Below are 24,553 nucleotides of genomic sequence, written 5' to 3' on the forward strand. Positions count from 1 at the left end.
CAGCCGATACACTGCCTCCTTCCGTTCGCCTCGGGGAGGAGGCTGGCATGCGCAGGTTCCTGATACTGATCGCACCACTGGTGCTGCTGGCCTGCTCCAGGCCGCCATCGCAATCCGACGCAGCGGATGCCGCACCGCCGGTAGCGGCCAGGACGACTGCCAGCACGAAGCCACAGACCGCCGCAGCAAGCGATGCAGCGGCTGCGCGGGCCATCGATGTTGATCCCCTGTTTGCCGCCGTCGCGGCCGACGCCGAGCTGCCCGCGGCCATGCTCAACGCGTATGTCATGGCCCTGCTCAATCGCGATCGCAAGGCCGCCGACGCCGCGTGGACTTTCCCGCCCAGCGATGCCCGGCGCGCTGACGATGCCGCATTGCGCCAGCTGACGGACGTACGCAGCCTGCGCCTGACCAGCGAGCTGCCGATCGCGCGCGACGGCCACCAGCCGCCTCAGCTGCTGGAGGTTCCGGTGCGGATCCGCGCGGTGACTCCTGAGGGCACCTTCCGCTTCGGCGGCTGGTACCGGGTGCAACCCAGCGCCGACGGCAGCGCCTGGCAGATCCAGTCGGCACAACTGCGGCCATCGCTGGACTGAACCGTTGCGGCGGCATGCACGCGCGATTCAGCCGGCAAGGCTACTCTTTGAACCATCCATTCCGCATCCATCGGTCTCTGCCATGCGCCTGCGTTCCCTGATGACCCGCCTCGCGGCCTCCACCGTGCTGATCGCCGCTGCAATCGGCGCCCAGGCTGCGCCTTCCATTTCCGGCCGGGAACTGTCGGTCGGTGCCAGCGACGTACAGCAGTACCTTGATGGCAGCTTCCCGCGCACGCAGGACGCGCTCGGCGGCCTGATCGCCCTGACGATGAGCCACCCGCAGCTGAGCCTCCCGGCCGGCGAGCGCTTGAACCTTGGCATGGACGTGGCACTGGCCACTGCCGGTGGCAATCCGGCCAAACTGGGTACGGTGAAGCTCAGCAGCGGCCTGCGCTACGACGCGCAGACCCAGGGGTTCCACCTGCAGCAGCCGAGCGTGGATGACTTCACCCCGGCCAACCAGGGCGGTCGTCTCGACTCCCGTACCCGCGGCCTGCTCAACGCCTGGCTGAGCGACTACGCCCAGCGGGAGCCGATCTACAAGCTGGACCCGGCCGTGGCCGGCATGCTCGGCGCCCTGCAGGTGCAGTCGGCACAGGTGAAGAACGGCAAGCTGGTGGTCACCTTCAACCAGAACCTGGGCAACCTGGTGCCAGCGGGCCTGCTGGGCAAATAAGGTAGTGCCGGCCGCTGGCCGGCACGCGTCTCACTTGCGTGCCGGCCAGGGGCCGGCACTACCGGCAAGGCATCACGCGGCAAGTGCTTTTACCACCGCCTCGCTGAAGGCCGGAATGTCATCCGGCTTGCGGCTGGTGATCACGTTGCCGTCGACCACCACCTCGGCATCGCGCCAGTTCGCCCCCGCATTGGTCAGATCCTGCTGCAGGGACGGCCAGGACGTCAGCGCGCGGCCATCGGCGAGGCCACTGTTGATCAGCAGCCACGGGCCATGGCAGATCGCCGCCACAGGCTTGCCTGCTTCGTCTACTGCGCGGACAAAGCCGAGTACAGCCTCGTCGGTACGCAGCGTGTCCGGATTGATGACCCCTCCCGGCAGCACCAGGGCATCGAAGCTGGCCGGATCGGCCTCATCCAGCGGAATATCCACTGCAACGGCGTCGCCCCAGTTCTTCTCTTTCCAGCCCTTGATCGTCGCCTCCTTTGCAGGCGACACGACGCTGACGCGCGCGCCTTCGGCTTCCAGCAGCCGCTTGGGTTCGGTCAGTTCGGACTGTTCAAAGCCGTGGGTGGCAAGGATGGCAATCTGCTTGCCCTTCAATCGTTCTGCCATGGGTGCACTCCGGTTGGGGGTGCCGACAGAATGGAAGAACGGCCCTTGCAGGGCAGTGACCCTGCCGTGCACGGCAGGTGGAGAGCTCCAGGTGGTGCCGGCCGCTGGCCGGCACCTGCATCGCGCCATGCCGGCCAGCGGCCGGCCCTACCCGGTACCGGTCAGCGCTTGGGCTGCAGCATGGTGCCGGTGCACTTGGGCGAGCCGCAGCGGCACTCCCAGATCTTCTTCAGCTTGGCAGTGTGACGCTCGGCCAGAGTGATGCCGTAGTTGTAGGTCAGTTCCTCGCCGGGCGTGATGTCACGCAGCGCCTCGATGAACACCTTGTCACCGCGGCTGTCGCCGTCCTCGTCTTCCTCGATCACGGCCTCGCAATTCGGCTCGCAGCTGTGGTTGATCCAGCGCGCGTCATTGCCTTTGTAGTTGGCATCGATCACCCAGTCGTCGTTGAGGGTGAACAGGAAGGTGTGGCCGCTTTCGACGTCGCCGCTGTCATCGGCATCAACATCGCCGTGGCTGCGCAGCAGGCCCTTGTACTGGATCACGCGCTCGCCCTGCTTGATCGGGGCCACGGCGAACACGCCGTTGCCATGGATGGCGGACTTGCGGGCTTGGATCTTCTTCGGCATCGGCACGGGCTGTTTGCAGCGGATGGAACCTGGATTCTCGCCCATTCCGGGTGATTGCGAAAATCACCCGGGTAGCGCAGCATGGCGCCCCGGCAACGGCCCGGCGCGTCCTCCCGCCCGGCCCAGCGCCGGCTGAATGCCCGGGTTGGATGGCAGCGAATAAAAGCGTACAATTTCAGTCCGCTTTAAGAACCACTCGCATCCCCATGTTGCGTGTCACCAAGCTCACCGATTACGCCACCGTGGTACTGACCGTGCTTGCCGCCCGTCCGGGCGAGGTGCTCAGTGCCACCGAGCTGGCCGAATTCACCGGCCTGGAGCCGCCCACCGTCAGCAAGGTGCTCAAGCCACTGGCCCAGGCCGGCCTGGTCGAAGGCCTGCGCGGTGTCCGTGGCGGCTACCGCCTGACCCGCCCGGCCATCGAGATCTCGCTGTTCGAAGTGGTCGAAGCGATGGAAGGGCCGCTGGCCCTGACCGAATGCAGCCACGACCACCACCAGTGCGGCATGGCGCCCAAGTGCGGCGCGCGCAGCAGCTGGCGGCTGATCAACGACGTGGTCTCCGAGGCCCTGCGCGATGTCACCCTCGCCCAGATCCTGCCCCCTCTCCCCCTTGCCGATGACGAACAGCGCCGCACCATCGCTGTCGACGTCGTCTCCTGATCCGCAGGCAGCCCCCCATGGCCACCGAAACCATCGAAAACGTCGCCCACGACGACACCCCCAACCGCGAGATCCACGAGCAGCTCGGCCGCAAGTATTCGGCCGGCTTCATCACCGAGATCGAGTCGGACTCCCTGCCGCCGGGCCTGGACGAGGACACCATCCGTGCCCTGTCGGCCAAGAAGGACGAGCCGGAGTGGATGACGCAGTGGCGCCTGGACGCCTACCGCCACTTCCTGACCATGCCGATGCCGGACTGGGCCAAGCTGGAGATCGCCCCGATCGACCTGCAGGCGCTCAGCTACTACTCCGCGCCGAAGGGCCCGAAGTACGCCTCGCTGGATGACGTGCCCAAGGAGCTTCTGGACACCTACGACAAGCTGGGCGTGCCGCTGCACGAGCGCGCCAAGCTGGCCGGCGTGGCGGTGGATGCGGTGTTCGACTCGGTGTCGGTCGGTACCACCTTCCGCAAGGAACTGGCCGAGAAGGGCATCATCTTCTGCTCGATGTCCGAGGCCATCAAGGAGCACCCGGAGCTGGTCCGCCAGTACCTGGGCACCGTGGTGCCGGTGGGCGACAACTACTTCGCCGCGCTCAATTCGGCGGTGTTTTCCGATGGCAGCTTCGTGTTCATTCCCAGGGGCGTGCGCTGCCCGATGGAGCTGAGCACCTACTTCCGCATCAACGCCGGCCACACCGGCCAGTTCGAGCGCACCCTGATCGTGTGTGAGGACAAGGCCTACGTGTCCTACCTGGAAGGCTGCACCGCGCCGATGCGCGACGAGAACCAGCTGCACGCCGCAGTGGTCGAGCTGGTCGCGCTGGAAGATGCGGAGATCAAGTACTCCACCGTGCAGAACTGGTACCCGGGCGACGAGAACGGCGTCGGCGGCATCTACAACTTCGTCACCAAGCGTGCCGAATGCCGTGGCGCGCGCAGCAAGGTCACCTGGACCCAGGTCGAAACCGGCTCGGCGATCACCTGGAAGTACCCGTCCTGCGTGCTGCTGGGCGACGACTCGGTCGGTGAGTTCCACTCCGTAGCGCTGACCCATCACCGCCAGCAGGCCGACACCGGCACCAAGATGATCCACGTTGGCAAGCGCACCAAGAGCAAGATCGTCAGCAAGGGCATCAGCGCCGGCCGAGGCCAGAACACCTACCGCGGCCTGGTGCGGGTGGACCGCAACGCCGATGGCGCGCGCAACTACACCCAGTGCGATTCGCTGCTGATCGGCAAGCAGTGCGGCGCCCACACCTTCCCCTACATCGAGGTGAAGAACCCGGGCGCCACCGTCGAGCACGAGGCCACCACCTCCAAGATCTCCGACGACCAGCTGTTCTACTGCCGCGCCCGTGGCATCAGCCAGGAAGACGCGGTGTCGATGATCGTCGACGGCTTCTGCAAGCAAGTGTTCCGCGAACTGCCGATGGAGTTCGCGGTGGAAGCCAAGAAGCTGCTGGAAGTCTCGCTGGAAGGTTCGGTGGGCTGACCGCCCGCCCCTGCCCCTCGCAAACGCATTCTCTTTACCGGCGGGCCGCGGCCCGCCCCACGGAAATCCCCACCATGCTGAAGATCGAAAACCTCCACGCCCGCATCGGCGACAAGGAAATCCTCAAGGGCCTGTCGCTGGACGTCCAGCCGGGCCAGGTGCACGCCATCATGGGCCCGAACGGCGCCGGCAAGTCCACCCTGGGCAATGTCCTGGCCGGCCGCGAAGGCTACGAAGTGACCGAAGGCAGCGTGCAGTTCGACGGCGTCGACCTGCTGGAGCAGGACCCGGAAGCGCGCGCCGCTGCCGGCCTGTTCCTGGCGTTCCAGTACCCGGTGGAGATCCCGGGCGTGAACAACACCTACTTCCTGCGCGCGGCACTGAACGCCCAGCGCAAGGCACGCGGTGAGGAGGAACTCGATTCCATGCAGTTCCTCAAGCTGGTGCGCCAGAAGCTGGCCGTGCTGCACCTGAAGGACGAACTGCTGCACCGTGGCGTCAACGAAGGCTTCTCCGGTGGCGAGAAGAAGCGCAACGAGATCTTCCAGCTGGCCGTGCTGGAACCGAAGCTGGCGATCCTGGACGAAACCGACTCGGGCCTGGACATCGATGCACTGAAGAGCGTGGCCGATGGTGTCAACGCACTGCGCGCTGCTGATCGCTCGTTCTTGGTCATCACCCACTACCAGCGCCTGCTGGACTACATCAAGCCGGACGTGGTGCACGTGCTGGCCGATGGCCGCATCGTCAAGACCGGTGGCCCGGAACTGGCCCTGGAACTGGAAGCGCACGGCTATGATTTCCTGAAGGACCGGGTCGTGCCCGAGGCGGCGGTCTGATGAGCGCCTTGCTTGATTCGATGGCCCAGGCCTTCTGCGGCAGCGATGCGCGCCGCGAAGTGCTGGATGCGGCCCTGCGTGACGGCCTGCCGGCCGCCCGCAACGAGGCTTGGAAGTACACCTCGCTGCGGCAGCTGGAACGCCGTGCGTTCGCTGCGGCACCGCTGCAGGGCCCGGCGCTGGACGCCGCCCTGCTGGAGGACATTCCGGCACCGCGCCTGGTGTTCGTCAATGGCCGCCTGGATGCCGCACTGAGCGACGTGCAGGCCCTGCCGGCCGGCGTGCAGCTGCAGCCGCTGTCGGCCGCACTGGCCGCTGGCGAAGACGCCGTGCGTTTCCTTGGCCGCCGCTACGAGCGCAGCGAGGAGATCTTCGCCCGCCTGAATGCTGCCCTGGCCGATGAAGGCGTGGTGCTGCGCGTGGATGAAGGCGTGCAGGTCGACGTGCCGCTGCAGCTGGTGTTCGCCAGCGTCGCCGGTGACACCGACCTGGCCTGGCATCACCGCCACCTGATCGAACTGCGTGCCGGCGCCAGCTTGGGCGTAGTCGAGCATCGCTTCAGCGTGGGCGACTCCGCCCACCTGGACAATACCGTGCTGCATGCCCATGTCGCCCGCGATGCCGTGCTCAAGCACGCCCGCGTGCAGGCCGGCGGCGCGCGCCAGACCAGCTTCCTGCGCACCGACGCGGTGCTGGCCCGCGACGCGCAGTACCACCGCGTGGACCTGGAACTGGGCGCCGCGCTCAGCCGCCATGAACTGAACGTGCGCCTGGAAGGCGACAATGCCCAGCTGACCGCCAACGGCGTGCTGCTTGGCAATGGCCGCCGCCACGTCGAAACCCGCCTGGGTATCGACCACATCGCACGCGATACCGTCTGCGAACTGCTGTGGCGCGGCGTCGCCGCCAACCGCAGCCGCGTGGTGTTCCATGGTGGCATCCAGATCCGCGAAGGCGCCGATGGCACCGACGCGAACCTGTCCAACAAGAACCTGCTGCTGTCGGCCGATGCCGAGATCGACACCCAGCCGACGCTGGTGATCGACGCCGATGAAGTGAAGGCCGCGCACGGCGCGACCGTCGGCCAGCTCGACGCCAACGCGTTGTTCTACCTGCGCTCGCGCGGCCTGCCGCAGGCACAGGCGCAGGCACTGCTGAGCGCCGCGTTCTGCCACGAGCCGCTGAAGATCCTGCCCGACGCGCTGCGTGCGCAGCTGGCACGTCGCCTGGACAAGGCACTGGCCGAGGCGGGTGTGGCATGAACCTGTCCACGCCGCGCCCGATCGAAGAACGCACCGGCGCCCCCGACTGGGACCGCGTCCGCCTCGACTTCCCGCTGCTGATGCGTGAAGTGCACGGCAAGCCGCTGGTCTATTTCGACAATGCCAACACCGGCCAGAAGCCGGTGCAGGTGATCGGCGCGGTGGACGAGTTCTACCGCCGCTACAACGCCAACGTCAGCCGCGCGGTGCATGCACTGGGCAGCGAAGCCACCGACGCCTACGAGGGTGCGCGCAACACGCTGGCGCGCTTCCTCAACGTGCGGCCCAGCGACCTGGTGCTGTGCAGTGGTACCACCTTCGCCATCAACCTGGTGGCCTACTCGTGGGCGCTGCCTCGACTGAAGGCCGGCGACGTGATCCTGATCACGCGCATGGAGCACCACGCCAACATCGTGCCGTGGCAGCTGGTCGCGCAGCGTACCGGCGCCACCATCCGCGTGGCCGAGATCACGCCTGACGGCGCACTCGATCTGGATGCGCTGCGCGCGGCGATGACCCCGGAGGTCAAGCTGCTGGCCGTCACCCACGTCTCCAACGTGCTGGGCACGGTCAACCCGGTGCGCGAGATCTGCCGCGAAGCGCGCAAGCGCGGCATCATCACCGTGGTCGATGGCTCGCAGGCCGTGCCGCACCGCAAGGTCGATGTCGCCGCGATCGGCTGCGACTTCTACGCCATCACCGGCCACAAGATGTGCGGCCCGACCGGCACCGGTGCATTGTGGGCCCGCCGCGAGCACCTGGACGCGATGCCGCCGTTCCTCGGCGGTGGCGAGATGATCAAGGAAGTCAGCTTCGACGGCACCGTGTTCAACGATGCCCCGCACAAGTTCGAAGCCGGCACCCCGAACATCGCCGGTTTCATCGGCCTGGGTGTGGCTGCCGACTACCTGCACCAGCTTGGGCAGGAGAACGTGGAAGCACGCGAAGCCGAACTGCTGGCGCACTTCACCGAAGAGCTGCGCCGCGTCGACGGCCTGCGCATCATCGGCGAAGCACCGGAGAAGGCTGCGGTGGTCTCGTTCCTGATCGACGGTGCGCATGCCCATGATTTGGCGACCCTGCTCGACCTGGAAGGCGTGGCCGTGCGCTCGGGCCAGCACTGCGCACACCCGCTGCTGCAGTACTTCGGCGTCGCGGCTACCTGCCGCGCCTCGCTGGCGTTCTACAACACGCATGCCGAGATCGAGCGGTTCATGACCGCACTAACCAAGGTGCGGAAGCTGCTGGGCTGAGGATTCGCCAGAATCAGGGAACTACGAGAACGCCGCAGGGAACTGCGGCGTTTTTTATTGCGCGCTGGACGCAAGCAAGCAGAGGCGTAACGGGGAAATGCTGAGTGATGCCAGGAACGGGCAATCTCACCCTAATGCCGATCCATCCATCATCAACGGCCTTGAGACACCGTCTTCTACATGCCAACAAGCATGGATACCCCGGAGGCAATCAAGAAAACGTACATCATCACGACGCCCCTCAACACCCACCGTTCCCCCTGATGGAGCGTCTGCCCTTTGGAAGTAAGGGCAAGCACTGCAATACCGCGCAAGCACCTAAGCCACCAATCAACCTTGGTGATTCCGACTGCAGCGAGTACTTCCGGCCGTTCACGCTCGATTTTCAGCAACATCCTGTGAGCCGCAAATGCGTTTATCCACATGGCACCTAGAATGATGGAAGCCCAAATGGGGAAGCTCTCAACAAGGCTTTTCATCGTTCTTCACCCTGGCTACGCGCTATAAAAATCGTCAAACACGCTCCGCAGATCAAATCATTCCGCAATTTCTGCAATACGGCAAACCCCTCCACCCACATCCGCCTCAACCTTGACGTGGAGATTATTCGTAAAATACACATCCCCATGGCAAACCACTCGGACACTGCTCTCGTAGTAAGTTAAAAGAAGTGAGGAATCAGTAGCGACCTCAGGCTTCACAACCCTGCTTTCACCGACAGGAATTGATCCTACGCCTACCACACCACCGCCAACCTCCAAGCTGACGTCATAAATCACCTCCCTTCCAACATTCTTTACAACAATCACCGGATCCGACAACCAATCACAACCTTGCAACCCCAGCGAAAGAACCACAGCAGCCAGGCATGAGTGGATTCGACCACTCCACGCGGTTGAGTGCTCAGCATCCAACTTGCAGTTCGCCATTTCTTGCAGCCTCCGAACGTTGAAACGACTTCCTGTGCGACTGCCGGAGCCACACAAGCCACGGCCCCACCGCGAGTACCACCCGAATCAACAGCAAACAGAGCCATTCATGGCTTAGTCCCAATTCCATATGCCGCGGGTGACGGAAAAGCCTGCGGAGCATGCCGAACAATCACCGGCGTTGCAGGCCCTTTGAAGCTACTCCATCACATAGCGCCCGCACACCCAATCTTCTACGTAGCAATCAGCTATGGATTCGATGCGTTCAATGGCGCAAGAAGCCCCTTGACGTACCCACCGAGACCAACTACGTCCTCAGCTGTACCAATCAGGTCCCGTCGCATCATCTTCTCGACATGCTCTACACCACCAAGTCGCGCGACAACATCCGCAAGGAAAGTGACATCTCCCGCAAATAACGTCACGTCCTGATCCAGCTTTACAACCCAGCGACCATCACGCGAAAACAAGAAATGATCACGCATGAAGTTCCCATCTTCCAACCAGTAGGAGCGCAGGCCGTCCAGACCTCGCTCAATTTCCACGGGGTTTCCGCCGTCGGAGCTCTCTGAACATCGAACCGCGCACATCGCGATATCTGCAAAGTGCTCCGAAAGTGCGCTCAACCACGCCACCCAAACATCATTCGGAGCAAAATCCTCATACAGGTTGCGATCAAACGCCATCCCAGCCCAGTCTTCCCGGAGGAGAGGGAGATCCGGAGGGTTAGAGTTTGAGAGAGATGCCGCAATGAAATCTGGCCAGCAACATGTATTTTTCATAGCTTCTCTGAATGCACTCAAGCCCACTCATCAATACTCCGCCTAACGGCCAACACCTGTGCTTCGGCATAGCGGGGATCGCGAATACGGATAACGGCATCATCAAGATAGTGCCATATCACGTGAGGAACACCGATTTCATACGAACTTGACCGAAGCACGTTCTTGATAAATTCCGCCCTCTGGTACCAGCTAGACACCTGCTCCACGGAAGCAGGCTCGGATTCCAAAAGCCTCCGCAGACAGGCTAGAACGAGATTCTTTACATCGATAGCGCTCAATGCGAAACCTCGTATTCTTCAACCAAGCGGAAATTTCCCCAAAGCCTATCGACGTGATCGATCAGCTCGCAATGACACAGACGCAATCGCGCAACGTGTAGAATTGAACAGCCCAGGAGTGAAATGGCGTACTGTGATATCTGTGACTCTGCCAGCCATCGAGAATGTTCCGAAGTCTCTGTCTGGCAAGTGTCAATCCTAACATGGAGACCATGCGATCACATGTTAGGCGCGCCTGTGGATCATCCCGCTTTCCTGCCACAGAAGGCAGAAATGAAAGCACATAACGCCATTTCCACAACCTATCACTCACTTCAGATCTTCAAGATTGACGAGCACATCTCCAAATTCCGCACGTGGAACGGGACCAGGGATTCGTAGGGAGCGAACTTCAAGGGGGGCGTGAATTTCGCCAAGCAGCAGATCACCTGTCGAATTGTCACTCTCCCTTGTCCTGAACACCCCGATTATCGAGACCCATGAATACGCGTATTCATCAAATACGCTTTGCTGCAGATCTATTGGCCCTCTAATTCGAACTTGGGTCTCCTCAGTCACTCCGGCCTCAAACAACTCTTTGCTTGAATTCAGTACAAAGAGCTCCCGGCTCACCCCGAGATAGCCCTCCATCCGCACCAACTTTCCATCGAATAGCCGGGGCGTAGCAGCTAGTTCCCGGAAGCTGACTCGGCAAGCGGAGCTGCCCTCGACCCCACAGCTCTTTCCAGACGGTTCGCCCCCGCCTTCTTGATGCCTGCAACCAGCCCCGTAGAAAATAAAAAAAATAACGATGAAAAACCGGAAATCAACATTCACGCCCACACCTCTGCGTCGCCATCCAGCGCCATGGGATACCGCTCACCTTCTTCGATCCACACCCATAAACCCAAGCCCTCCTCCTGCCAGCCGAAAAGTGCGCGGAATCATTGATAGCCAAGTTCATCAACAATAGCCTTGCACTCGGGATCCAAATCGACATGAAATGATTTCAACTCCCCGGACGGCAGTTTTCCGTCGTCCGAGCGATGCATTACTGCATATCCTCGCAGCCCTGCCACCGTCCCCTCAGGAGCAATGTCGTAGACATCCCCACCCCACCCCCGCGACGACTTTACATAGTCGGCCACCACCAAAAGACAGTTGTCATCCAGCCGACCGCTTCCTATTTCATGTAGCGAACAACCAGCGACAGATACAAGACATAGCACTGAAGTGCGCGCAAACCCTTGAAGAACCATCGCTGGTCGTCGGCATCGAGATGAACTTGTGGATTTCACAGCACTCCCGCCACTTGTCGAGAAACCCAGGAAGGAACACCGTGGGCCGCGTGTCCACCCGCGTTTGCGGTGGTGATTCTATCAATAGCGCGTCAGCCACTGTTTGACGACAACGTGCTCCCATTCTACTTGGGATAGCCATTCGCCCATCACCCCTTCAGCCATGACCATCCGAACCACCTCACCAGAAAGCTCATACACCGTACGCTCGATGACATTTCCATTGACAGCGGTAATCACCGCCGGTGAAGCCAACGCATCGGTGCAAGTGTACATGACCACTTCATCGGCAGCGCCCAGCACTATATACAGGCCATGCGCACCAACACCGCGAGTGCCGCCCGAATTAGTGGAAAGCCAGCCCTTTTTCCTTCCGACAGCCCACCCTCGACCTCTCGGCAATAATCGTCACACACTCATTCAAAGGAAGCCCACAGGTGTCAGCCGACTTGACGACACCATAACGATCGACCAAGACGAAATATACCCTTAACCTTTCGCTTCCATCCTGATCAAATGAGCTCCTGACATCAATTAAATGCACCCTGCATATTTGTGCTTCTGGCACATTTTCGAAAGAATTGAAAACTGACTCGAGCGCCAGTTCGTATTGATTAGCCGCTGCGTTTCCCGGATCATGATTCATGACCACATCCAAACGTTCATCTCTTCCGCCACAGGCGGCAATTCCTAAAAAACAAAGCGCCGCCACAATAATACCGGCCAGCCACCCAAAGCGATCAAGCACTTGGGAATTTCTCACTGAAATACCTCCCAAAACCTGGCGCACCCGCAATCTACATCCTTTCACAGAACCCGAGCATTCGCTTCACAATGATCGAGGCACACTGGCTTTCGTCAATACCACAAGTCCCCGCAGTCAAGAGTTTCCCGCTACCATCAGTCAATACATAGAAAATCCTTCTATTTCTCCGCCCCTCCCGAGAGAGTTCGAGCTGCGATACCACTAACTCTGCATTCACTTCCCGCTCCCCATCCACAGGGCGCGAATGTATGAGTTCATCCATATCAGCATGGATCTTCTGAGATGAGGAGCTGTCGTGGTCCTGGCTGGCCACCCGAAGAAGACAACCGCGGTCCTGCACACAGGAGGCAAGAAGCAGCATCGGTAAGGCAGCAGATAGAGAAATTATGATCTTCATCGAGACCTGCCCAACCAATAACCTCGAGTTCAAACCAGAATGCGCTCCGCACCACCCGTTCCTATCATCGAATCCGAACGAATTATTATCGACATTCGCGCAACTGCTGCCTCTAATTGGAGAGCCCCACCCCGCAAGGTGGAACCCCGACCCGTTCATGCCGCAATCTCTGAAGATCCATCTCCATCAGTTCGCGCGTAGTCTCCGGCGGATCAAGACGCAAACCTTCCTCGAGGATTTGCATCGCGCGCTTACAATCTCCCCCGCCTTGCTCAAGGGAGAGAAACAGTGCCAATCGCTGCATTGAACTAACGTCCATTCGTGCGACCCCCTCCTCAAGCCAGTAGCGATACCGCTCCATGTCGCCACGCGTCGAGTAGTGCCATTCAAGCTTTAGACGGGCCTCTGCATTCCCGTTTTCAGCCATCGAAATCTGACGTTCCAACTCTTCCTCGGAAAGGGCCAAACTTGGCGCTTCATCATGCTTCTCATTTCGGGAAAGCCGCTCTTCCTGGGGCTCCCCGTTACCGCAGCCAACAAGCAGCAAAGACAAAACAACGGAATTCGAAAGAATTTTCATTGCTTCACCTTCACCGTTTCCATTCTACGAATTCTGGACCCCAATTCAGGCTCAGCAAACTGATAGGATATTGAACCATCAGCTTTGATCGTAATCGAACGAATAGCTGGACCCGTCGGCCCCGTCCCTCCAGGCGAGAACCTTTGCCATACACCTGCACCTCCGGTTCCGTTCTTACCCATACTGACACGGAGCGTCATATCATCTCCAGGCTTGTAGTTTTTTGGATAGCGAACGAATCCGTTGGGAGCATAGACGGACGACTTATTCAGGTTCGCCCATCCCTGAGCAAAAGCCTTTGCCTGACCGATTTCCGCCCCCAAGTGGCAACCTGCCATGAATATTTCCTGGACCTGTTTTAGCCCAAACTGGGTCCGAGCCATATCTCAGGAGCTGACTGTGGAGTAGTTTTCCATGCGCCCCCTCGCTGGTCCTGAATGACCATGTTATTAATGACCATGTTATTGGCGTGCCCTGCGACCGTGAACTTGCCCGGAATGTTGAGCGCATCTCCTCCTGCTCTCAGCCCGTTCGGATCAGCTTCACCGAGCACGTTCATGTCTGCCCTGCCGTCCGGATCCTTGAACTTATACAGATTGGCAGAAGCATAGCGATAGCGATTGAATGAAGCCCCTTCCGAACTAGCTGCAACTGGATCAGCCCCCAGAAATGCGACCGTTTGGAAGTCATAATATCGCTGCTGCATGTAACTCAGCCCGGCCCCCGATTCCGTCACATGCCCCGTATATCCCGGCCCATCCTTCAACGGCCGATTCACCACCGCCCCATACGGCTCATAAACCATACGCTCGATGACGTTTCCGCTGGCATCGGTGATCGCCACCGGTGAACCCAATGCATCAGTGTGGATGTACTCGACGACTTCTTGTGCGACCGCCGGAGCCACACAGGCCGCCAGCACCACCAGCGTGAGCACCGCCCGAATCAACAGCGAACAGAGTCCATTCATGGCTTAGTCCCAATTCAATAAGCCGCGGGTGACGGGGAAGTCTGCGGACCATGCCGAACAGCCACCGGCGTTGCAGGCCCTGACAATGTAGAGACTGGCGCAGTAGGTCCCGCCGCTCGACTGCACGTAGGTATTGGGGCCGGTGTACAGGCGCCGTCCAGTATGCAGTGACCTGTCGGCACCCGCCTCGGATACCATCAGAAAATCCCTGTTATCACGAACCGCTTCATGGGAGCCGCGATTGATACTTGAAACTCACTTCAGATCTTCGAGATCAACGGACACGTCTCCGAAAGTCGCTCTTGGAATCGGACCTGGGACTCTCAACGACTGAACGTCAAGTGGGGCATGCATTTCGCCGAGAAGAAGATCATCCGTCGACCCGTCCGTCCTCCTAAGCCTGAACTCCCCAGTCACTGATACCCACGAATAGGCATACCGATTAAAAACGTCACGCTGGAGATCTATTGGGCCCCTGATGCGAACTTGGGTCTCATCAGTCACTCCAGCTTCGAACAGCTCCTTGCTGGAGTTCAATACAAAGAGCCCTCGACTAACTCCGAGATAGCCTTCCACGCGTATCGATTTCCCATCGAATAGACGGGGGGTCGCAGCCAGCGCCCGGAAGCCGACTCGGCAAGCTGGATTCTGACCGATCCCACAATCCTTTGCGGGCGGCGTCTGCCGTCCTTCCTGATCACCGCAACCGACCACGGAAATCGCCAAGAAGAAGGTCACGAAAAGCTGATAATTTATTCTCATTTCACAACCTCCGACACACCATCCTTGTTCAGCCTATAGACCCCCGACGGATCCGAAACGTAATTAATCGAATTTGTTTTCTTGTACGTTTCAACATCCCAATATGAGAATGGCGAGTAGGCACGATTGTATCCGTCCAATGCTGGATGCGTGTGGATATTGACCCCCCTACGAGAGGCCTACCGGCAGTCCCACCCAGCCAGTCCACGTCACGAACCTGACTGGATATCCCAATATCGGAAAGGTGAAAGGCACCGCTATTCTTCATCACGATTTCCGCACTCACTTCCCATCCGAATCTAACAGAGTACTTCTGATAAACCTTTGAAAAAATCTTGGCAGCGTTGTCTGAATTCGCGTTCGGAATTGACTCCATCTTTACCTTCGTAGCATCAACAACACCCTTCATGGCATCATATCGAGCCTGTGCATTTTCCTTTGTAAAGCCAGACGGGAGAGCCCCTCCGATTGCCGCCACTCTTACCCCGGCCGCAATGCCATTGTTTTTTATTTTGCTCCCAGTAATAGCCTGCCGAGCATCCTTGGGCTGCCTTCCATCCGGATCAAGGGACCGATACGGGTTCCCCAGCGCATACGCGTAGCGCCCAAAAGCAGCCACTGATAAAGCTATTGGATCGGCGGATAGCTGCGGCCCAAGGTCATCGTCAGGCTGCCATTGCCCGGAATCGAAACATCCGTGGCCTTGAAGCTGATCGAGCCGTCGTAGAGATTGACCTGCTCGCCGAAGATCTCGCCCTTCAGCGGCTCGACAAGGTCCCCGTACTTCAGTCGCTTGTCGTACTCCTGCCGCCAGGTGGGAACGATCTGGGCGGAAACGCCGACCGGTGCCAGCACGCACAGGGCAACGACACCGAGAAGCAGACCCTTGGCAGCCATTGCCGCGCGCGGATGAGAAATGAGGCCAGACTGCATGCAGATCCTCCCTGGATCGACGTCCCTGTGTGCCCCACCCGCGCCGAACGGCAGTTGGCCTTCGACCAGGCGGCACCCACGCCGGCAGACAGCCACGCGTTGCTTAACGGTGGGCGGGTGCTGGTCACAGATATGAACGAATAATGAAGATGGCGTCAAGTCCACGCATTGGCCACACTCGGCAAAGTCACGTCAGCCAGCAGCCTCCCGTGCCCTTCCCTGCTCCACCTAGAATGTCCCCATGAGCACCCTGACCTTCCGCGCCGCCACGCCGGCCGACATCCCCGCCCTGATCGCCCTCGTCACCTCGGCCTACCGCGGCAATGCCAGCCGCGTCGGCTGGACCACCGAAGCCGACCTGCTGGACGGCGCCCGCATCGACGCCGAAGGCATCCAGGCCGACCTGGACCGCCCGCGCTCCACCATCCTGCTGGCCGAGCGCGGGGACCAGCTGGTGGCCTGCGCCCATGTCGCCGATGTCGACGGCAAGGGCTATTTCGGCATGTTCTCGGTCGACCCGGCCCAGCAGGGTGGCGGCGTTGGCAAGCAGCTGATGGACGCCGCCGAAGCGCACGCCGCACGCGAATGGAACGTGCCGGTGATGCAGATGACGGTGATCGACGTGCGCGACGAACTGATCGCCTTCTACGAGCGTCGCGGCTACAGCCGCACCGGCATCAAGAAGCCGTTCCCGTATGGCGACGAGCGTTTCGGCATCCCCAAGCGCGACGACCTGCGCTTCGAGATCCTGGAAAAGCCGTTGACCGGAGCCGTCGCGTGAGCGAGGCCTGGACCTTTGTCTGTGCCGGCGCCGAGCTGTTGCCGGGCGAAATGAAGAGTGTGTTCGACGAGGTGACCGGCACGCCGATCGTGGTATTCAACCTCGACGGCGAGCTGTACGCCCTGGAAGACCAGTGCACGCATGAAGAGTTCGAGCTGTCCTCGGGCGAGTTCAACACCACCGAAGGCAGTGTGGAGTGCGTGCTGCACGGGGCGCGCTTCGACGTGCGTGACGGGCGCGCTTTGTGCGCGCCGGCCTACAGCCCTGTGCCCAAGTTTCCGGTGAAGCGCGAGCACGACGCCATCTGGACCCGCGACGACCGGGATTGAGGCGGCGCTCCGCCCGGAGAGACCATTCACGGGGCGCCCCGCCAGAGAGCATCAACCCATGGGGTGGATCTACCGGCAGGCCATGAGGACCCTTCCAGGGCGCCCCGTGGCCGCCTCGGGGGCCGCCACGCCCCGTACATGCGAATCATTATCGTTGATGTTATTCTACGTAACATCTTCGTAACGACTCCGCCCCTCGCGCCATGGCTTCGCCCGCGCCCACCGCCACGCTGTGCCAGCTTGCCCGTCAAGGGTGGCCGCTGCTTGTGGCCGTGCTGCTGACGCTGCTGCTGGGCTGGTCGGCACTGCACGAAGGACGCGACAACGGCCCTGCTGCCAACGGCTGGCAGGCACAGGCTGAAGATCTGCAGCAGGTCATGCCGATGCCGGCCCCGCCGGCGGACGAGTGCCCGCACCCTGCCGCGCCAGCACCGGAGCCGCCGCTGGATGGCGAGGGCACCATGCCCTGTACCGGACTGGCTCCCCCGCGCGCCGCCCTGGTCGTACATGTTCCGCTGTGGCGCTCCAACGCCCTGCGCTGGCAGCTGCACGATCCCGCACTGCGGTTGAACCCCGGCCACGCACCGCCCGCACCGCACGCCAGCTGAGACGCCCTGCGGCTGTTGCCGTGCGTCTGACGTCATTCGCCCATAGCCGAGCATCGGCTCGGCTCTACAGACGAAGCTCTCCACGTGCCCACGCGCTGCCTGCGCTGCGGCTCTCCCCCTTTCCCGATCCACGCCACGACCCATCGCCATGACCTACATCACGTCCCGCAAGCACGCCCCGCGCGTTTCCCTGCTCGCCACCGCCACCCTGGCCGCGGGCTTCGCGCCGCTGGCTGCGCAGGCCGCCGACAGCGCCGACGCCGGCTCCCGCAACGCCACTGAGCTGGACAAGGTGCAGGTGCGCGGCAGCTGGTTCAACCCGTCCTCGCCGAAGTTCACCGCCGAGCTGCTGGACACCCCGAAGTCAGTGTCGATCGTGTCGGAGAAGCTGATCGCCGAAACCGGTGCGACCAACCTGCAGGATGCGCTGCGCATGGTGCCGGGCATCACCTTCGGTGCCGGCGAAGGCGGCAATCCGACCGGTGACCGCCCGTTCATCCGTGGCTTCGATTCGCAGAGCAACGTGTTCGTCGACGGCCTGCGCGACGTCGGCTCGCAGACCCGCGAGATCTTCGACCTGGAGCAGGTGGAAGTGGTCAAGGGCCCGAGCTCGGCCTACGGCGGCCGTGACTCCGGTGGTGGCAGCCTGAACCTGGTGAGCAAGACGCCGAAGCTGAAGAACGAGACCAGCGCCAGCATGGGCATCGGTACCGACAGCTACGCACGCGGCACCGTGGACGCCAACTACGTGCTGGGCGACGGCATCGCCGCCCGCCTGAACCTGATGAAGCACGAGTCGGACATCGCCGGCCGCGACGCCGCCAACGTCAGCCGCTGGGGCATCGCGCCGTCGATCGCGTTCGGCCTGAACGGCCCGGCGCAGCTGATCGCCAGCCACTACCACATGCAGAGCGATGACCTGCCCGATGCGGGTGGCTTCCCCTACAACAATCCGTTCTCCAGCGGCCCGAACGTGGCCAGGAACGGTGATGGCCGCCCAGTGGTGCCGGACCGCAACAACTACTACGGCCTGGTCGACCGTGACTTCCAGCGCACCCGCGCCGACATCAGCACTCTGGACGCCAGCTACGACTTCGGTGGCCACAAGCTGCGCAACATCGCGCGCCTGGGCAACACCAGCAACGACTACCTGTGGACCCAGCCGGACGACAGCAAGGGCAACCCCAACCTGTACGGCACCTTGTGGCGTCGCACCAACACCCGTGCGGTCGACGTCAAGAGCTTCGCCGACCAGCTGGGCCTGACCGGTGCGTTCCAGACCGGCGCGCTCAAGCACAGCTACAGCGCGGGCCTGGAGTACAGCGACGAGAAGATGACCCGTGGCAGCTACCTGATGTCGCCGGGCACCGCCAATCCCCTTGAAAACAGCGCCAACAGCACTCGCTGCCAGGTGTCCGGCGCGGCCACCGGCTACAACTGCACCGACTTCAACAAGCCGAACCCGAACGATCCGTGGGCGGCCGGTCAGATCGTCTATCGCAGCGACAAAGCGCTGGACGTCGAGCAGCGCACCAGGACCGCCTCGGCCTACGTGTTCGACACCATCGAGCTCAATGAGCAGTGGATGATCAACCTCGGCCTGCGCTACGACGACTTCCGTACCACCCTGACCACGCCGGTGGCCGGCAAGGCACCGACCCGCGTGCGCAACAGCAACGACTTCCTGAACTACCAGGCCGGCGTGGTGTTCAAGCCAGCCGCCAACGGCAGCATCTACCTGTCCTGGGGCACCTCCTCGACCCCGCCGGGCATGGACGGTGGTGACGGTTCGGACGGCCTGAGCGCGGCCGTTGCCGACCTCAAGCCGCAGGACACGAAGAACCTCGAACTGGGCACCAAGTGGGACCTGCTGGACAACCGCCTGAACCTGACTGCTGCGATCTTCCACACCGTGATGAACAACGCGCGCGTGACCGTCGACAACGGCACCAGCCAGAACGCCGGCAAGAAAGAGATCAACGGTTTCGAGCTGGGCTTCAACGGCCAGTTGACCGAGGCCTGGAGCCTGTACGGCGGCTACACCTACCTCGATTCCGAGCTGAAGGACAATGGCTTTGTCTGTGGCGCACCGGTGGGCCGCACCTGCCCGTCCAACGTCTACGTGCCATCGCCGAACAACGGCAACGAATTCCCGAACACCGCCAAGCACAGCGCCAACCTGTGGACCACCTACCGCTTCCCGATCGGCCTGACCATCGGCGCTGGTGCGTTCTACTCGGACAAGCAGTACGGTGATGTGGCCAACACCAAGTGGATTGCCAGCTACACCCGCTTCGACGCGATGGCCAGCTACGCGATCCAGGACAACATCAGCCTGCAGCTCAACGTGCAGAACCTGACCGACAAGACCTACTTCACCAAGGCCTATGCCTCGCACTACGCGAGCATCGCCCCGGGTCGCTCGGCCACCCTGGCACTGAACGTGAAGTTCTGATGTAACTCCGCTCCACCACGGCGGCAGGCTCTCCTGCCGCCGTTTTTGTTTCCGGCGATACTCACCTCATGGTTACCCGCACTCCCATCGACAGCGACGCCCTGGCCGAGCTGCTGCAGCACGACCCGGCAGCTGCGTTCGCGCACATCCGCGATGCCGCGCAGGCCGGCCAGGTCGACGCACAACTGCTGCTCGCGCAGATGCACATGGAAGGCAAGGGCACCGTACAGGACGCCTCGGCGGCGCTGCTCTGGTACGAAACCGCCGCCAACAACGGCGCGCCGATGGCGATGAACATGCTTGGCCGCTGCCATGAGCTGGGCCAAGGCACCACGGCCAATCCGGCACTGGCCGCAGTGTGGTACCGCCGCGCGGCCGAGACCGGGCTGGACTGGGGCCTGTACAACCTGGCCAACCTGCTGGCCACCGGCCGCGGCGTGCCGCTGGACCGCGCGCAGGCGCTGGCGCTGTATACCCGTGCCGCGCATCTGGGCCACGCCAAATCGATGAACCTGCTGGCCCGCCACCTCGAAGACGGACTGGAGATCGAGCGCGATCCGCAGGCGGCGCTGGACTGGTACCAGCGCGCGGCCGAGGCCGGTGATTTCCGCGGCCAGGCCAACTACGCCTCGATCCTGCTACAGGCCGGCCACGTCGAGCAGGCCGTGCACTGGCTGCGGCTTGCACTGGCCCACGGCAGCCCGGCGTTCATGGCGCATCTCGTGCCGGAACTGGCCGCATCGCCGCATCCGCAGGTGCGCGCCCTGGTCGCACCGCCGTCCCTCTGAGGAGTCCCGCATGCTGCTGCACATCCCCGACATTCTCAGCGCCGACCAGGTGGCCGACTTCCGCCGCCGGCTGGATGCCGCCGACTGGACCGATGGCCGCGAGACCGTCGGCCATCTGGGCGCGCAGGCCAAGCACAACCAGCAGCTGCCCGAGGCCTCGCCGCTGCGCCGCGAGCTGGGCGAGATCATCCTCGTCGCGCTGGCCCGTCACCCACTGTTCTTCAGCGCGGCGCTGCCGCTGAAATACCTGCCACCGCGCTTCAACCGCTACAGCGGCGGCGGCACCTATGGTTTCCACGTCGACGGCGCGGTGATGAACCTGGCCAACGGCGAACAGCTGCGTTCGGACATCTCCTGCACCCTGTTCCTGTCGGCGCCGGACGAGTACGAGGGCGGCGAACTGATCATCAGCGACACCTACGGCGAATATGAAGTGAAGCTGCCCGCTGGCGACCTGATCGTGTATCCGTCCAGCAGCCTGCACCAGGTGCGGCCGGTCACCCGCGGCGCGCGCGTGGCCTCGTTCTTCTGGGTGCAGAGCATGGTCCGCGACGATGTGCAGCGCCGCCTGCTGTGGGAAATGGACGGCTCGATCGAGCGCCTGCGGCAGACCGGCGGCGACGCCGAGGCGATCCTGCAGCTGACCGGCGTGTACCACAACCTGCTGCGGCGCTGGAGCGAGGTCTGAGCCCCATCTGGCCAGCCTGCGACATTTTGGCAATCATTCTCATTTGCAACAGCTAACGGCTCTCATTACAATCACGCCCCGTTGATGCCGGCCGCTGCCGGCAGACCCCTGGGGACCCCTGCTTGCTGCGCCCGCTTCGCCCTCGCCCACTCATCCATCGGAAGATGGGCACCGCCATGCGCGGCCAGCGTCCTGCGCTGGCCAGCCTGCTGGCGTGGGTGGCGATGCTGGCCTTGCTGCTGGGCACCCTGCCCCTGCTGCCACACGGGCAAGCCGGAATGGCCGTGCAGATGCCGCTGGAAGAGCGCGGTGGCGAAGCCCCCCTGCTGGAAGAGGCACCGGCCAAGCTGCGCCGCTGTGCTGCCGCCCCGGTGAAATCAGCCGAGAAGGCACGCCCGCCGTTGCTGCTGGCCAGCCAATGGCTGCGCACCGAGCTTGAACTCGTACCCGCTACGCCGGCCATGCCCGGCGTGCGACCGGACTGGCCGCTGGCCGCTCCGGACACGCCCTGGGCCGACGCGCCCGGACGCCGCCAGCAACGCGGCCAGGCGCCGCCGCTCGCCTGATTCACGGCCCCGCGTGACCACCTGCACGGTCGCGTCAGCGCGCCGCTGCCTGCTTCATCCCTGCCGCCCCTGACCGGGCCTCCCCGTGCATGCCGACCGTTCGCGCCTGGCATCGCACCACCCTGCATCCTTCGAGGTTACTGCCATGGCCCAGCGCCATCGTGTCCGTTCGTCCCTGTCCCGTACCCTGCTGACCAGCGCCGTGCTGGTGGCCATGACCGCCCCTGCCTTCGCCCACGGTGACGCTTCCGGCACGCCACAGACGCTGGACAAGGTGGTGGTCACCGCCTCCGGCTTCAAGCAGAAGGTGGTCGATGCACCGGCCAGCATCAGCGTGGTCAGCCGCGAGGAACTCAGCAAGCGCCCCTACACCAACCTGGTCGACGCGCTGCGCGACGTCGAAGGCATCGACGTCGGCCTGGAGGCCACCGACAAGAACGGCCGCGCCACCATCTCCATGCGCGGCCTGCCGTCCGAATACACCCTGGTGCTGATCGACGGCCGCCGCCAGAGCAATGTCGGCCAGCTGTACCCGAACAACTTCGGTGGCGGCCAGTTCGCCTACCTGCCGCCGCTGGACGCGATCGAACGCATCGAAGTCGTGCGCGGCCCGATGTCCACGCTGTACGGCTCGGACGCGATGGGCGGCGTGATCAACATCATCACCCGACGCAACCAGGACCGCTGGCACGGCGCCGTGACCCAGGGCTTCACCGTGCAGCAGGATGACCAGTTCGGTGATGCGCGCACCACCGACCTGTACCTCAGCGGCCCGCTGCTGAAGGACCGCCTCAGCCTGGCGGTGCGCGGCAGCTACTACGACGCCAAGGCCTCCAACCCGGAGTGGGATGCACTGACCCTGCCCGACGGCAGCCTGTGGGAGCGCAGCATCGGCTTCGGCGGCGGTGGCAAGTCGGTGGCCAACACCAACTGGAATACCGGCGTGCGCCTGGACTTCCGGGTCAACGATGACCACGAACTGTGGCTGGACTACGACGTGTCGCGGCAGAAGTACGACAACAGCGAAGGCCAGACCGGCACGCTGGACAGCCTGGCCAGCCTGTGGCGCGTCGGCAATGCGGTCATCCCCAACCCGAACGGCAGCGGCACCGTCACCCGCCGCGTGGTGCAGCCGCGCGTGGGCTACACCGCCTACCAGCGCTATGAGCGTGACCAGGTATCGCTGACCCACCAGGGCCGCTACAGCTTCGGCACCTGGCAGACCTCACTGACCCACAGCAAGAGCAGCAACCTGGGTCGTTCGCTGCCGCTGACCCTGGACGAGCGCGCCAACCTGCAGACGCTGTGGAATGACGTCTGCCGTCGTACCGGTGCCGCCAACAACTGCGCGGCCGGCCGTGGCAATGCGCTGACTGCGCTCAATCCCAGCGAGATGGCGCGCCTGCAGGCGTTCCTGCCGCGTCCGCTGCGCACCATGGAGCTGGAAGGCTACGTGCTTGACACGATGCTCGACCTGGACTTCGGCGCGCACACGCTGACCGTTGGCGGCCAGTACAACGACACCGACATGATCGATGGCGTGTTCGGCATGGATGGCGCCGGCTACCGCAGCAACACCAAGCAGAAGCACCGCATGTGGGCGCTGTTCGCCGAGGACAACTGGGCGCTGACCGATACCCTCACCGCTACCTTCGGCCTGCGCTACGACGACCACAACGTGTTCGGCAGCCATGTCAGCCCGCGCGGCTACCTTGTGTGGAACGCCAGCGACGCGTGGACCTTCAAGGGCGGCGTCAGCACCGGCTACAAGACCCCGCGTCCGGACCAGCTGTTCCCGGGCATCACCGGCTTCGGTGGCCAGGGCGTGCTGCCGCTGGTGGGTTCGCCGAACCTGAAGCCTGAAACCAGCACCAACTACGAGTTGGCCGCCTACTACGAGGGCCAGCGCTGGGGCTTCAACGTGACCGGCTTCTTCAACAAATTCGAGGACAAGATCGCCAGCGGCGGCACCTTCCCCAACTGCGAAGTGGCGCCGGCCGGCAGCGGTTACTGCGTGGACATCGGTCCGGGTTGGGCCGCGCTGGGCTACAGCACCTTCACCCAGAGCGTGAACATCGACAAGGCTGAAACGCGGGGTGCCGAACTGGCCGCCCACGTCGACCTGCTCGACACCCTGCAGCTGCGCGGCAACTACACCTGGACCAGGAGCGAGCAGACCAGTGGCCCCGACAAGGGGCGCCCGATCTCAGGCACCATGCCGGCAAAACACATGGCCAACGCCAGCCTCAACTGGCAGGTCAACGAAGCAGTCAGCCTGTCGCTGATCGGCGAGGGCCGCTACGACCGCTACCGCGACACGCTGCTGGACGCCAACGGCGCCAGCCACACCCGCTACTACGAGGACTACACCATCTTCCATCTCGGTGGCAGCTGGAAGGCCACGCCCTGGCTGACGGTGAACGCACGGGTCAACAACCTGCTCGACAAGGATTTCGTCTCGCAGTCGTGCCTGTTGATCAGCCAGAGCGAGTTCAACTGCGTGGACGACTACGCGACCAAGGACCAGCGCCGCAGCTACTGGATTTCGCTGAACGCGAAGTTCTGACCGCCACGCACCGGTAGTGCCGGCCGCTGGCCGGCAATCCGACGTTGTTTCCCGGAACCCCGGTAGT

27 protein-coding genes are annotated in these 24,553 nt (G+C 62.8%); 15 read left to right on the plus strand and 12 right to left on the minus strand.

The window, feature by feature from the left end; translation table 11 throughout:
• The first annotated feature begins 47 nt into the window (after positions 1-47).
• Positions 48-596: a hypothetical protein gene (locus AC5P6A_RS01835; RefSeq protein ID WP_019659398.1), complete on the plus strand. Its 549-nt coding sequence runs from the start codon at positions 48-50 to the stop codon at positions 594-596.
• Positions 597-678: 82 nt separating this feature from the next.
• On the plus strand, positions 679-1,275 hold the full coding sequence (locus tag AC5P6A_RS01840; RefSeq protein ID WP_164144927.1) for a YceB family lipoprotein: 597 nt from the start codon (positions 679-681) through the stop codon (positions 1,273-1,275).
• 72 nt (positions 1,276-1,347) lie between these two features.
• On the opposite strand, the gene AC5P6A_RS01845 is transcribed toward AC5P6A_RS01840, so the two are convergent.
• Together AC5P6A_RS01845 and AC5P6A_RS01850 are read right to left on the minus strand one after the other, a co-directional pair.
• Positions 1,348-1,890, minus strand: coding sequence for a type 1 glutamine amidotransferase domain-containing protein (locus AC5P6A_RS01845; protein ID WP_019659400.1), 543 nt, complete (start codon positions 1,888-1,890; stop codon positions 1,348-1,350).
• A 161-nt stretch (positions 1,891-2,051) separates the two neighbouring features.
• Positions 2,052-2,519 (minus strand): SET domain-containing protein, encoded by a 468-nt coding sequence (locus AC5P6A_RS01850; protein WP_026346957.1) that lies wholly within the window; start codon positions 2,517-2,519, stop codon positions 2,052-2,054.
• Between the two features lie 206 nt (positions 2,520-2,725).
• Here AC5P6A_RS01850 and AC5P6A_RS01855 point away from each other — a divergent pair, with 206 nt between their 5' ends.
• From AC5P6A_RS01855 to AC5P6A_RS01875, 5 genes are all read left to right on the plus strand, one after another.
• Positions 2,726-3,181, plus strand: a complete 456-nt coding sequence (locus tag AC5P6A_RS01855) for an SUF system Fe-S cluster assembly regulator (RefSeq protein ID WP_005408436.1) — start codon at positions 2,726-2,728, stop codon at positions 3,179-3,181.
• 17 nt (positions 3,182-3,198) lie between these two features.
• Positions 3,199-4,674, plus strand: coding sequence for a Fe-S cluster assembly protein SufB (sufB, locus tag AC5P6A_RS01860; protein ID WP_049414162.1), 1,476 nt, complete (start codon positions 3,199-3,201; stop codon positions 4,672-4,674).
• A gap of 74 nt (positions 4,675-4,748) precedes the next feature.
• Positions 4,749-5,513: a Fe-S cluster assembly ATPase SufC gene (sufC, locus tag AC5P6A_RS01865; RefSeq protein ID WP_058979323.1), complete on the plus strand. Its 765-nt coding sequence runs from the start codon at positions 4,749-4,751 to the stop codon at positions 5,511-5,513.
• A complete protein-coding gene (sufD, locus tag AC5P6A_RS01870) occupies positions 5,513-6,775 on the plus strand; it encodes a Fe-S cluster assembly protein SufD (RefSeq protein WP_346714661.1) in 1,263 nt (420 codons plus the stop codon). Before sufC ends, sufD begins: the two co-directional genes overlap by 1 nt.
• Complete coding sequence (locus AC5P6A_RS01875; protein ID WP_227844101.1) at positions 6,772-8,028, plus strand: cysteine desulfurase; 1,257 nt, start codon at positions 6,772-6,774, stop codon at positions 8,026-8,028. The genes sufD and AC5P6A_RS01875 overlap by 4 nt, the downstream gene beginning before the upstream one ends.
• Before the next feature lie 176 nt (positions 8,029-8,204).
• On the opposite strand, the gene AC5P6A_RS01880 is transcribed toward AC5P6A_RS01875, so the two are convergent.
• The 10 genes from AC5P6A_RS01880 to AC5P6A_RS01925 form a co-directional block, all read right to left on the minus strand.
• A complete protein-coding gene (locus AC5P6A_RS01880) occupies positions 8,205-8,507 on the minus strand; it encodes a hypothetical protein (protein WP_346714660.1) in 303 nt (100 codons plus the stop codon).
• Positions 8,508-8,564: 57 nt separating this feature from the next.
• Complete coding sequence (locus AC5P6A_RS01885) at positions 8,565-8,957, minus strand: hypothetical protein (protein WP_346714659.1); 393 nt, start codon at positions 8,955-8,957, stop codon at positions 8,565-8,567.
• A gap of 248 nt (positions 8,958-9,205) precedes the next feature.
• Positions 9,206-9,643 carry a hypothetical protein gene (locus AC5P6A_RS01890; RefSeq protein WP_058979329.1) on the minus strand — a complete coding sequence of 146 codons (438 nt, stop codon included), beginning with the start codon at positions 9,641-9,643 and terminating at the stop codon, positions 9,206-9,208.
• Positions 9,644-10,329: 686 nt separating this feature from the next.
• Complete coding sequence (locus tag AC5P6A_RS01895) at positions 10,330-10,836, minus strand: hypothetical protein (RefSeq protein WP_346714658.1); 507 nt, start codon at positions 10,834-10,836, stop codon at positions 10,330-10,332.
• A gap of 542 nt (positions 10,837-11,378) precedes the next feature.
• On the minus strand, positions 11,379-11,573 hold the full coding sequence (locus tag AC5P6A_RS01900; RefSeq protein WP_049413427.1) for a hypothetical protein: 195 nt from the start codon (positions 11,571-11,573) through the stop codon (positions 11,379-11,381).
• 70 nt (positions 11,574-11,643) lie between these two features.
• Complete coding sequence (locus AC5P6A_RS01905; RefSeq protein WP_346714657.1) at positions 11,644-12,093, minus strand: hypothetical protein; 450 nt, start codon at positions 12,091-12,093, stop codon at positions 11,644-11,646.
• Between the two features lie 479 nt (positions 12,094-12,572).
• Positions 12,573-13,040 (minus strand): hypothetical protein, encoded by a 468-nt coding sequence (locus AC5P6A_RS01910; RefSeq protein ID WP_054171181.1) that lies wholly within the window; start codon positions 13,038-13,040, stop codon positions 12,573-12,575.
• Complete coding sequence (locus AC5P6A_RS01915) at positions 13,037-13,378, minus strand: hypothetical protein (RefSeq protein WP_329841402.1); 342 nt, start codon at positions 13,376-13,378, stop codon at positions 13,037-13,039. The genes AC5P6A_RS01910 and AC5P6A_RS01915 overlap by 4 nt, the downstream gene beginning before the upstream one ends.
• Positions 13,379-13,398: 20 nt before the next feature.
• Positions 13,399-14,010: an RHS repeat domain-containing protein gene (locus tag AC5P6A_RS01920; RefSeq protein WP_346714656.1), complete on the minus strand. Its 612-nt coding sequence runs from the start codon at positions 14,008-14,010 to the stop codon at positions 13,399-13,401.
• 1,389 nt (positions 14,011-15,399) lie between these two features.
• On the minus strand, positions 15,400-15,705 hold the full coding sequence (locus AC5P6A_RS01925) for a hypothetical protein (protein ID WP_346714655.1): 306 nt from the start codon (positions 15,703-15,705) through the stop codon (positions 15,400-15,402).
• Positions 15,706-15,946: 241 nt separating this feature from the next.
• Here AC5P6A_RS01925 and AC5P6A_RS01930 point away from each other — a divergent pair, with 241 nt between their 5' ends.
• The 8 genes from AC5P6A_RS01930 (at position 15,947) to AC5P6A_RS01965 (ending at position 24,486) form a co-directional block, all read left to right on the plus strand.
• The gene (locus AC5P6A_RS01930; RefSeq protein WP_346714654.1) at positions 15,947-16,486 is read left to right on the plus strand and encodes a GNAT family N-acetyltransferase; all 540 of its coding nucleotides are present in this window, start codon (positions 15,947-15,949) and stop codon (positions 16,484-16,486) included.
• Complete coding sequence (locus AC5P6A_RS01935) at positions 16,483-16,815, plus strand: non-heme iron oxygenase ferredoxin subunit (protein ID WP_010483575.1); 333 nt, start codon at positions 16,483-16,485, stop codon at positions 16,813-16,815. The genes AC5P6A_RS01930 and AC5P6A_RS01935 overlap by 4 nt, the downstream gene beginning before the upstream one ends.
• A gap of 203 nt (positions 16,816-17,018) precedes the next feature.
• Entirely contained in the window at positions 17,019-17,423 is a 405-nt protein-coding gene (locus tag AC5P6A_RS01940) for a hypothetical protein (protein WP_134735820.1), read from the plus strand.
• 148 nt (positions 17,424-17,571) lie between these two features.
• Positions 17,572-19,878, plus strand: coding sequence for a TonB-dependent receptor (locus tag AC5P6A_RS01945; RefSeq protein ID WP_346714653.1), 2,307 nt, complete (start codon positions 17,572-17,574; stop codon positions 19,876-19,878).
• A gap of 68 nt (positions 19,879-19,946) precedes the next feature.
• Positions 19,947-20,666 (plus strand): tetratricopeptide repeat protein, encoded by a 720-nt coding sequence (locus AC5P6A_RS01950; protein ID WP_346714652.1) that lies wholly within the window; start codon positions 19,947-19,949, stop codon positions 20,664-20,666.
• Between the two features lie 10 nt (positions 20,667-20,676).
• A complete protein-coding gene (locus AC5P6A_RS01955; protein ID WP_495222206.1) occupies positions 20,677-21,354 on the plus strand; it encodes a Fe2+-dependent dioxygenase in 678 nt (225 codons plus the stop codon).
• A 164-nt stretch (positions 21,355-21,518) separates the two neighbouring features.
• Entirely contained in the window at positions 21,519-21,920 is a 402-nt protein-coding gene (locus tag AC5P6A_RS01960) for a hypothetical protein (protein ID WP_021202570.1), read from the plus strand.
• A 145-nt stretch (positions 21,921-22,065) separates the two neighbouring features.
• Positions 22,066-24,486 carry a TonB-dependent receptor domain-containing protein gene (locus AC5P6A_RS01965; RefSeq protein WP_346714651.1) on the plus strand — a complete coding sequence of 807 codons (2,421 nt, stop codon included), beginning with the start codon at positions 22,066-22,068 and terminating at the stop codon, positions 24,484-24,486.
• Positions 24,487-24,553: the final 67 nt, after the last annotated feature.

It is taken from the genome of Stenotrophomonas sp. YJH_SMC_20 (genome assembly GCF_059367845.1).

Bases quoted from the DNA above. Each gene is read 5' to 3' on its own strand.
- sufB (WP_049414162.1), top strand. From the start codon at position 3,199: ATGGCCACCGAAACCATCGAAAACGTCGCCCACGACGACACCCCCAAC.
- AC5P6A_RS01920 (WP_346714656.1), bottom strand. From the start codon at position 14,010: ATGAATGGACTCTGTTCGCTGTTGATTCGGGCGGTGCTCACGCTGGTG.
- AC5P6A_RS01875 (WP_227844101.1), top strand. From the start codon at position 6,772: ATGAACCTGTCCACGCCGCGCCCGATCGAAGAACGCACCGGCGCCCCC.
- sufC (WP_058979323.1), top strand. From the start codon at position 4,749: ATGCTGAAGATCGAAAACCTCCACGCCCGCATCGGCGACAAGGAAATC.
- AC5P6A_RS01925 (WP_346714655.1), bottom strand. From the start codon at position 15,705: ATGCAGTCTGGCCTCATTTCTCATCCGCGCGCGGCAATGGCTGCCAAG.
- AC5P6A_RS01965 (WP_346714651.1), top strand. From the start codon at position 22,066: ATGGCCCAGCGCCATCGTGTCCGTTCGTCCCTGTCCCGTACCCTGCTG.
- AC5P6A_RS01835 (WP_019659398.1), top strand. From the start codon at position 48: ATGCGCAGGTTCCTGATACTGATCGCACCACTGGTGCTGCTGGCCTGC.
- AC5P6A_RS01855 (WP_005408436.1), top strand. From the start codon at position 2,726: ATGTTGCGTGTCACCAAGCTCACCGATTACGCCACCGTGGTACTGACC.
- AC5P6A_RS01845 (WP_019659400.1), bottom strand. From the start codon at position 1,890: ATGGCAGAACGATTGAAGGGCAAGCAGATTGCCATCCTTGCCACCCAC.
- AC5P6A_RS01940 (WP_134735820.1), top strand. From the start codon at position 17,019: ATGGCTTCGCCCGCGCCCACCGCCACGCTGTGCCAGCTTGCCCGTCAA.
- AC5P6A_RS01950 (WP_346714652.1), top strand. From the start codon at position 19,947: ATGGTTACCCGCACTCCCATCGACAGCGACGCCCTGGCCGAGCTGCTG.
- AC5P6A_RS01900 (WP_049413427.1), bottom strand. From the start codon at position 11,573: ATGTACACTTGCACCGATGCGTTGGCTTCACCGGCGGTGATTACCGCT.
- AC5P6A_RS01915 (WP_329841402.1), bottom strand. From the start codon at position 13,378: ATGGCAGGTTGCCACTTGGGGGCGGAAATCGGTCAGGCAAAGGCTTTT.
- AC5P6A_RS01910 (WP_054171181.1), bottom strand. From the start codon at position 13,040: ATGAAAATTCTTTCGAATTCCGTTGTTTTGTCTTTGCTGCTTGTTGGC.
- AC5P6A_RS01850 (WP_026346957.1), bottom strand. From the start codon at position 2,519: ATGCCGAAGAAGATCCAAGCCCGCAAGTCCGCCATCCATGGCAACGGC.
- AC5P6A_RS01930 (WP_346714654.1), top strand. From the start codon at position 15,947: ATGAGCACCCTGACCTTCCGCGCCGCCACGCCGGCCGACATCCCCGCC.
- AC5P6A_RS01880 (WP_346714660.1), bottom strand. From the start codon at position 8,507: ATGAAAAGCCTTGTTGAGAGCTTCCCCATTTGGGCTTCCATCATTCTA.
- AC5P6A_RS01885 (WP_346714659.1), bottom strand. From the start codon at position 8,957: ATGGCGAACTGCAAGTTGGATGCTGAGCACTCAACCGCGTGGAGTGGT.
- AC5P6A_RS01890 (WP_058979329.1), bottom strand. From the start codon at position 9,643: ATGGCGTTTGATCGCAACCTGTATGAGGATTTTGCTCCGAATGATGTT.
- AC5P6A_RS01945 (WP_346714653.1), top strand. From the start codon at position 17,572: ATGACCTACATCACGTCCCGCAAGCACGCCCCGCGCGTTTCCCTGCTC.
- AC5P6A_RS01960 (WP_021202570.1), top strand. From the start codon at position 21,519: ATGGGCACCGCCATGCGCGGCCAGCGTCCTGCGCTGGCCAGCCTGCTG.
- AC5P6A_RS01955 (WP_495222206.1), top strand. From the start codon at position 20,677: ATGCTGCTGCACATCCCCGACATTCTCAGCGCCGACCAGGTGGCCGAC.
- AC5P6A_RS01840 (WP_164144927.1), top strand. From the start codon at position 679: ATGCGCCTGCGTTCCCTGATGACCCGCCTCGCGGCCTCCACCGTGCTG.
- sufD (WP_346714661.1), top strand. From the start codon at position 5,513: ATGAGCGCCTTGCTTGATTCGATGGCCCAGGCCTTCTGCGGCAGCGAT.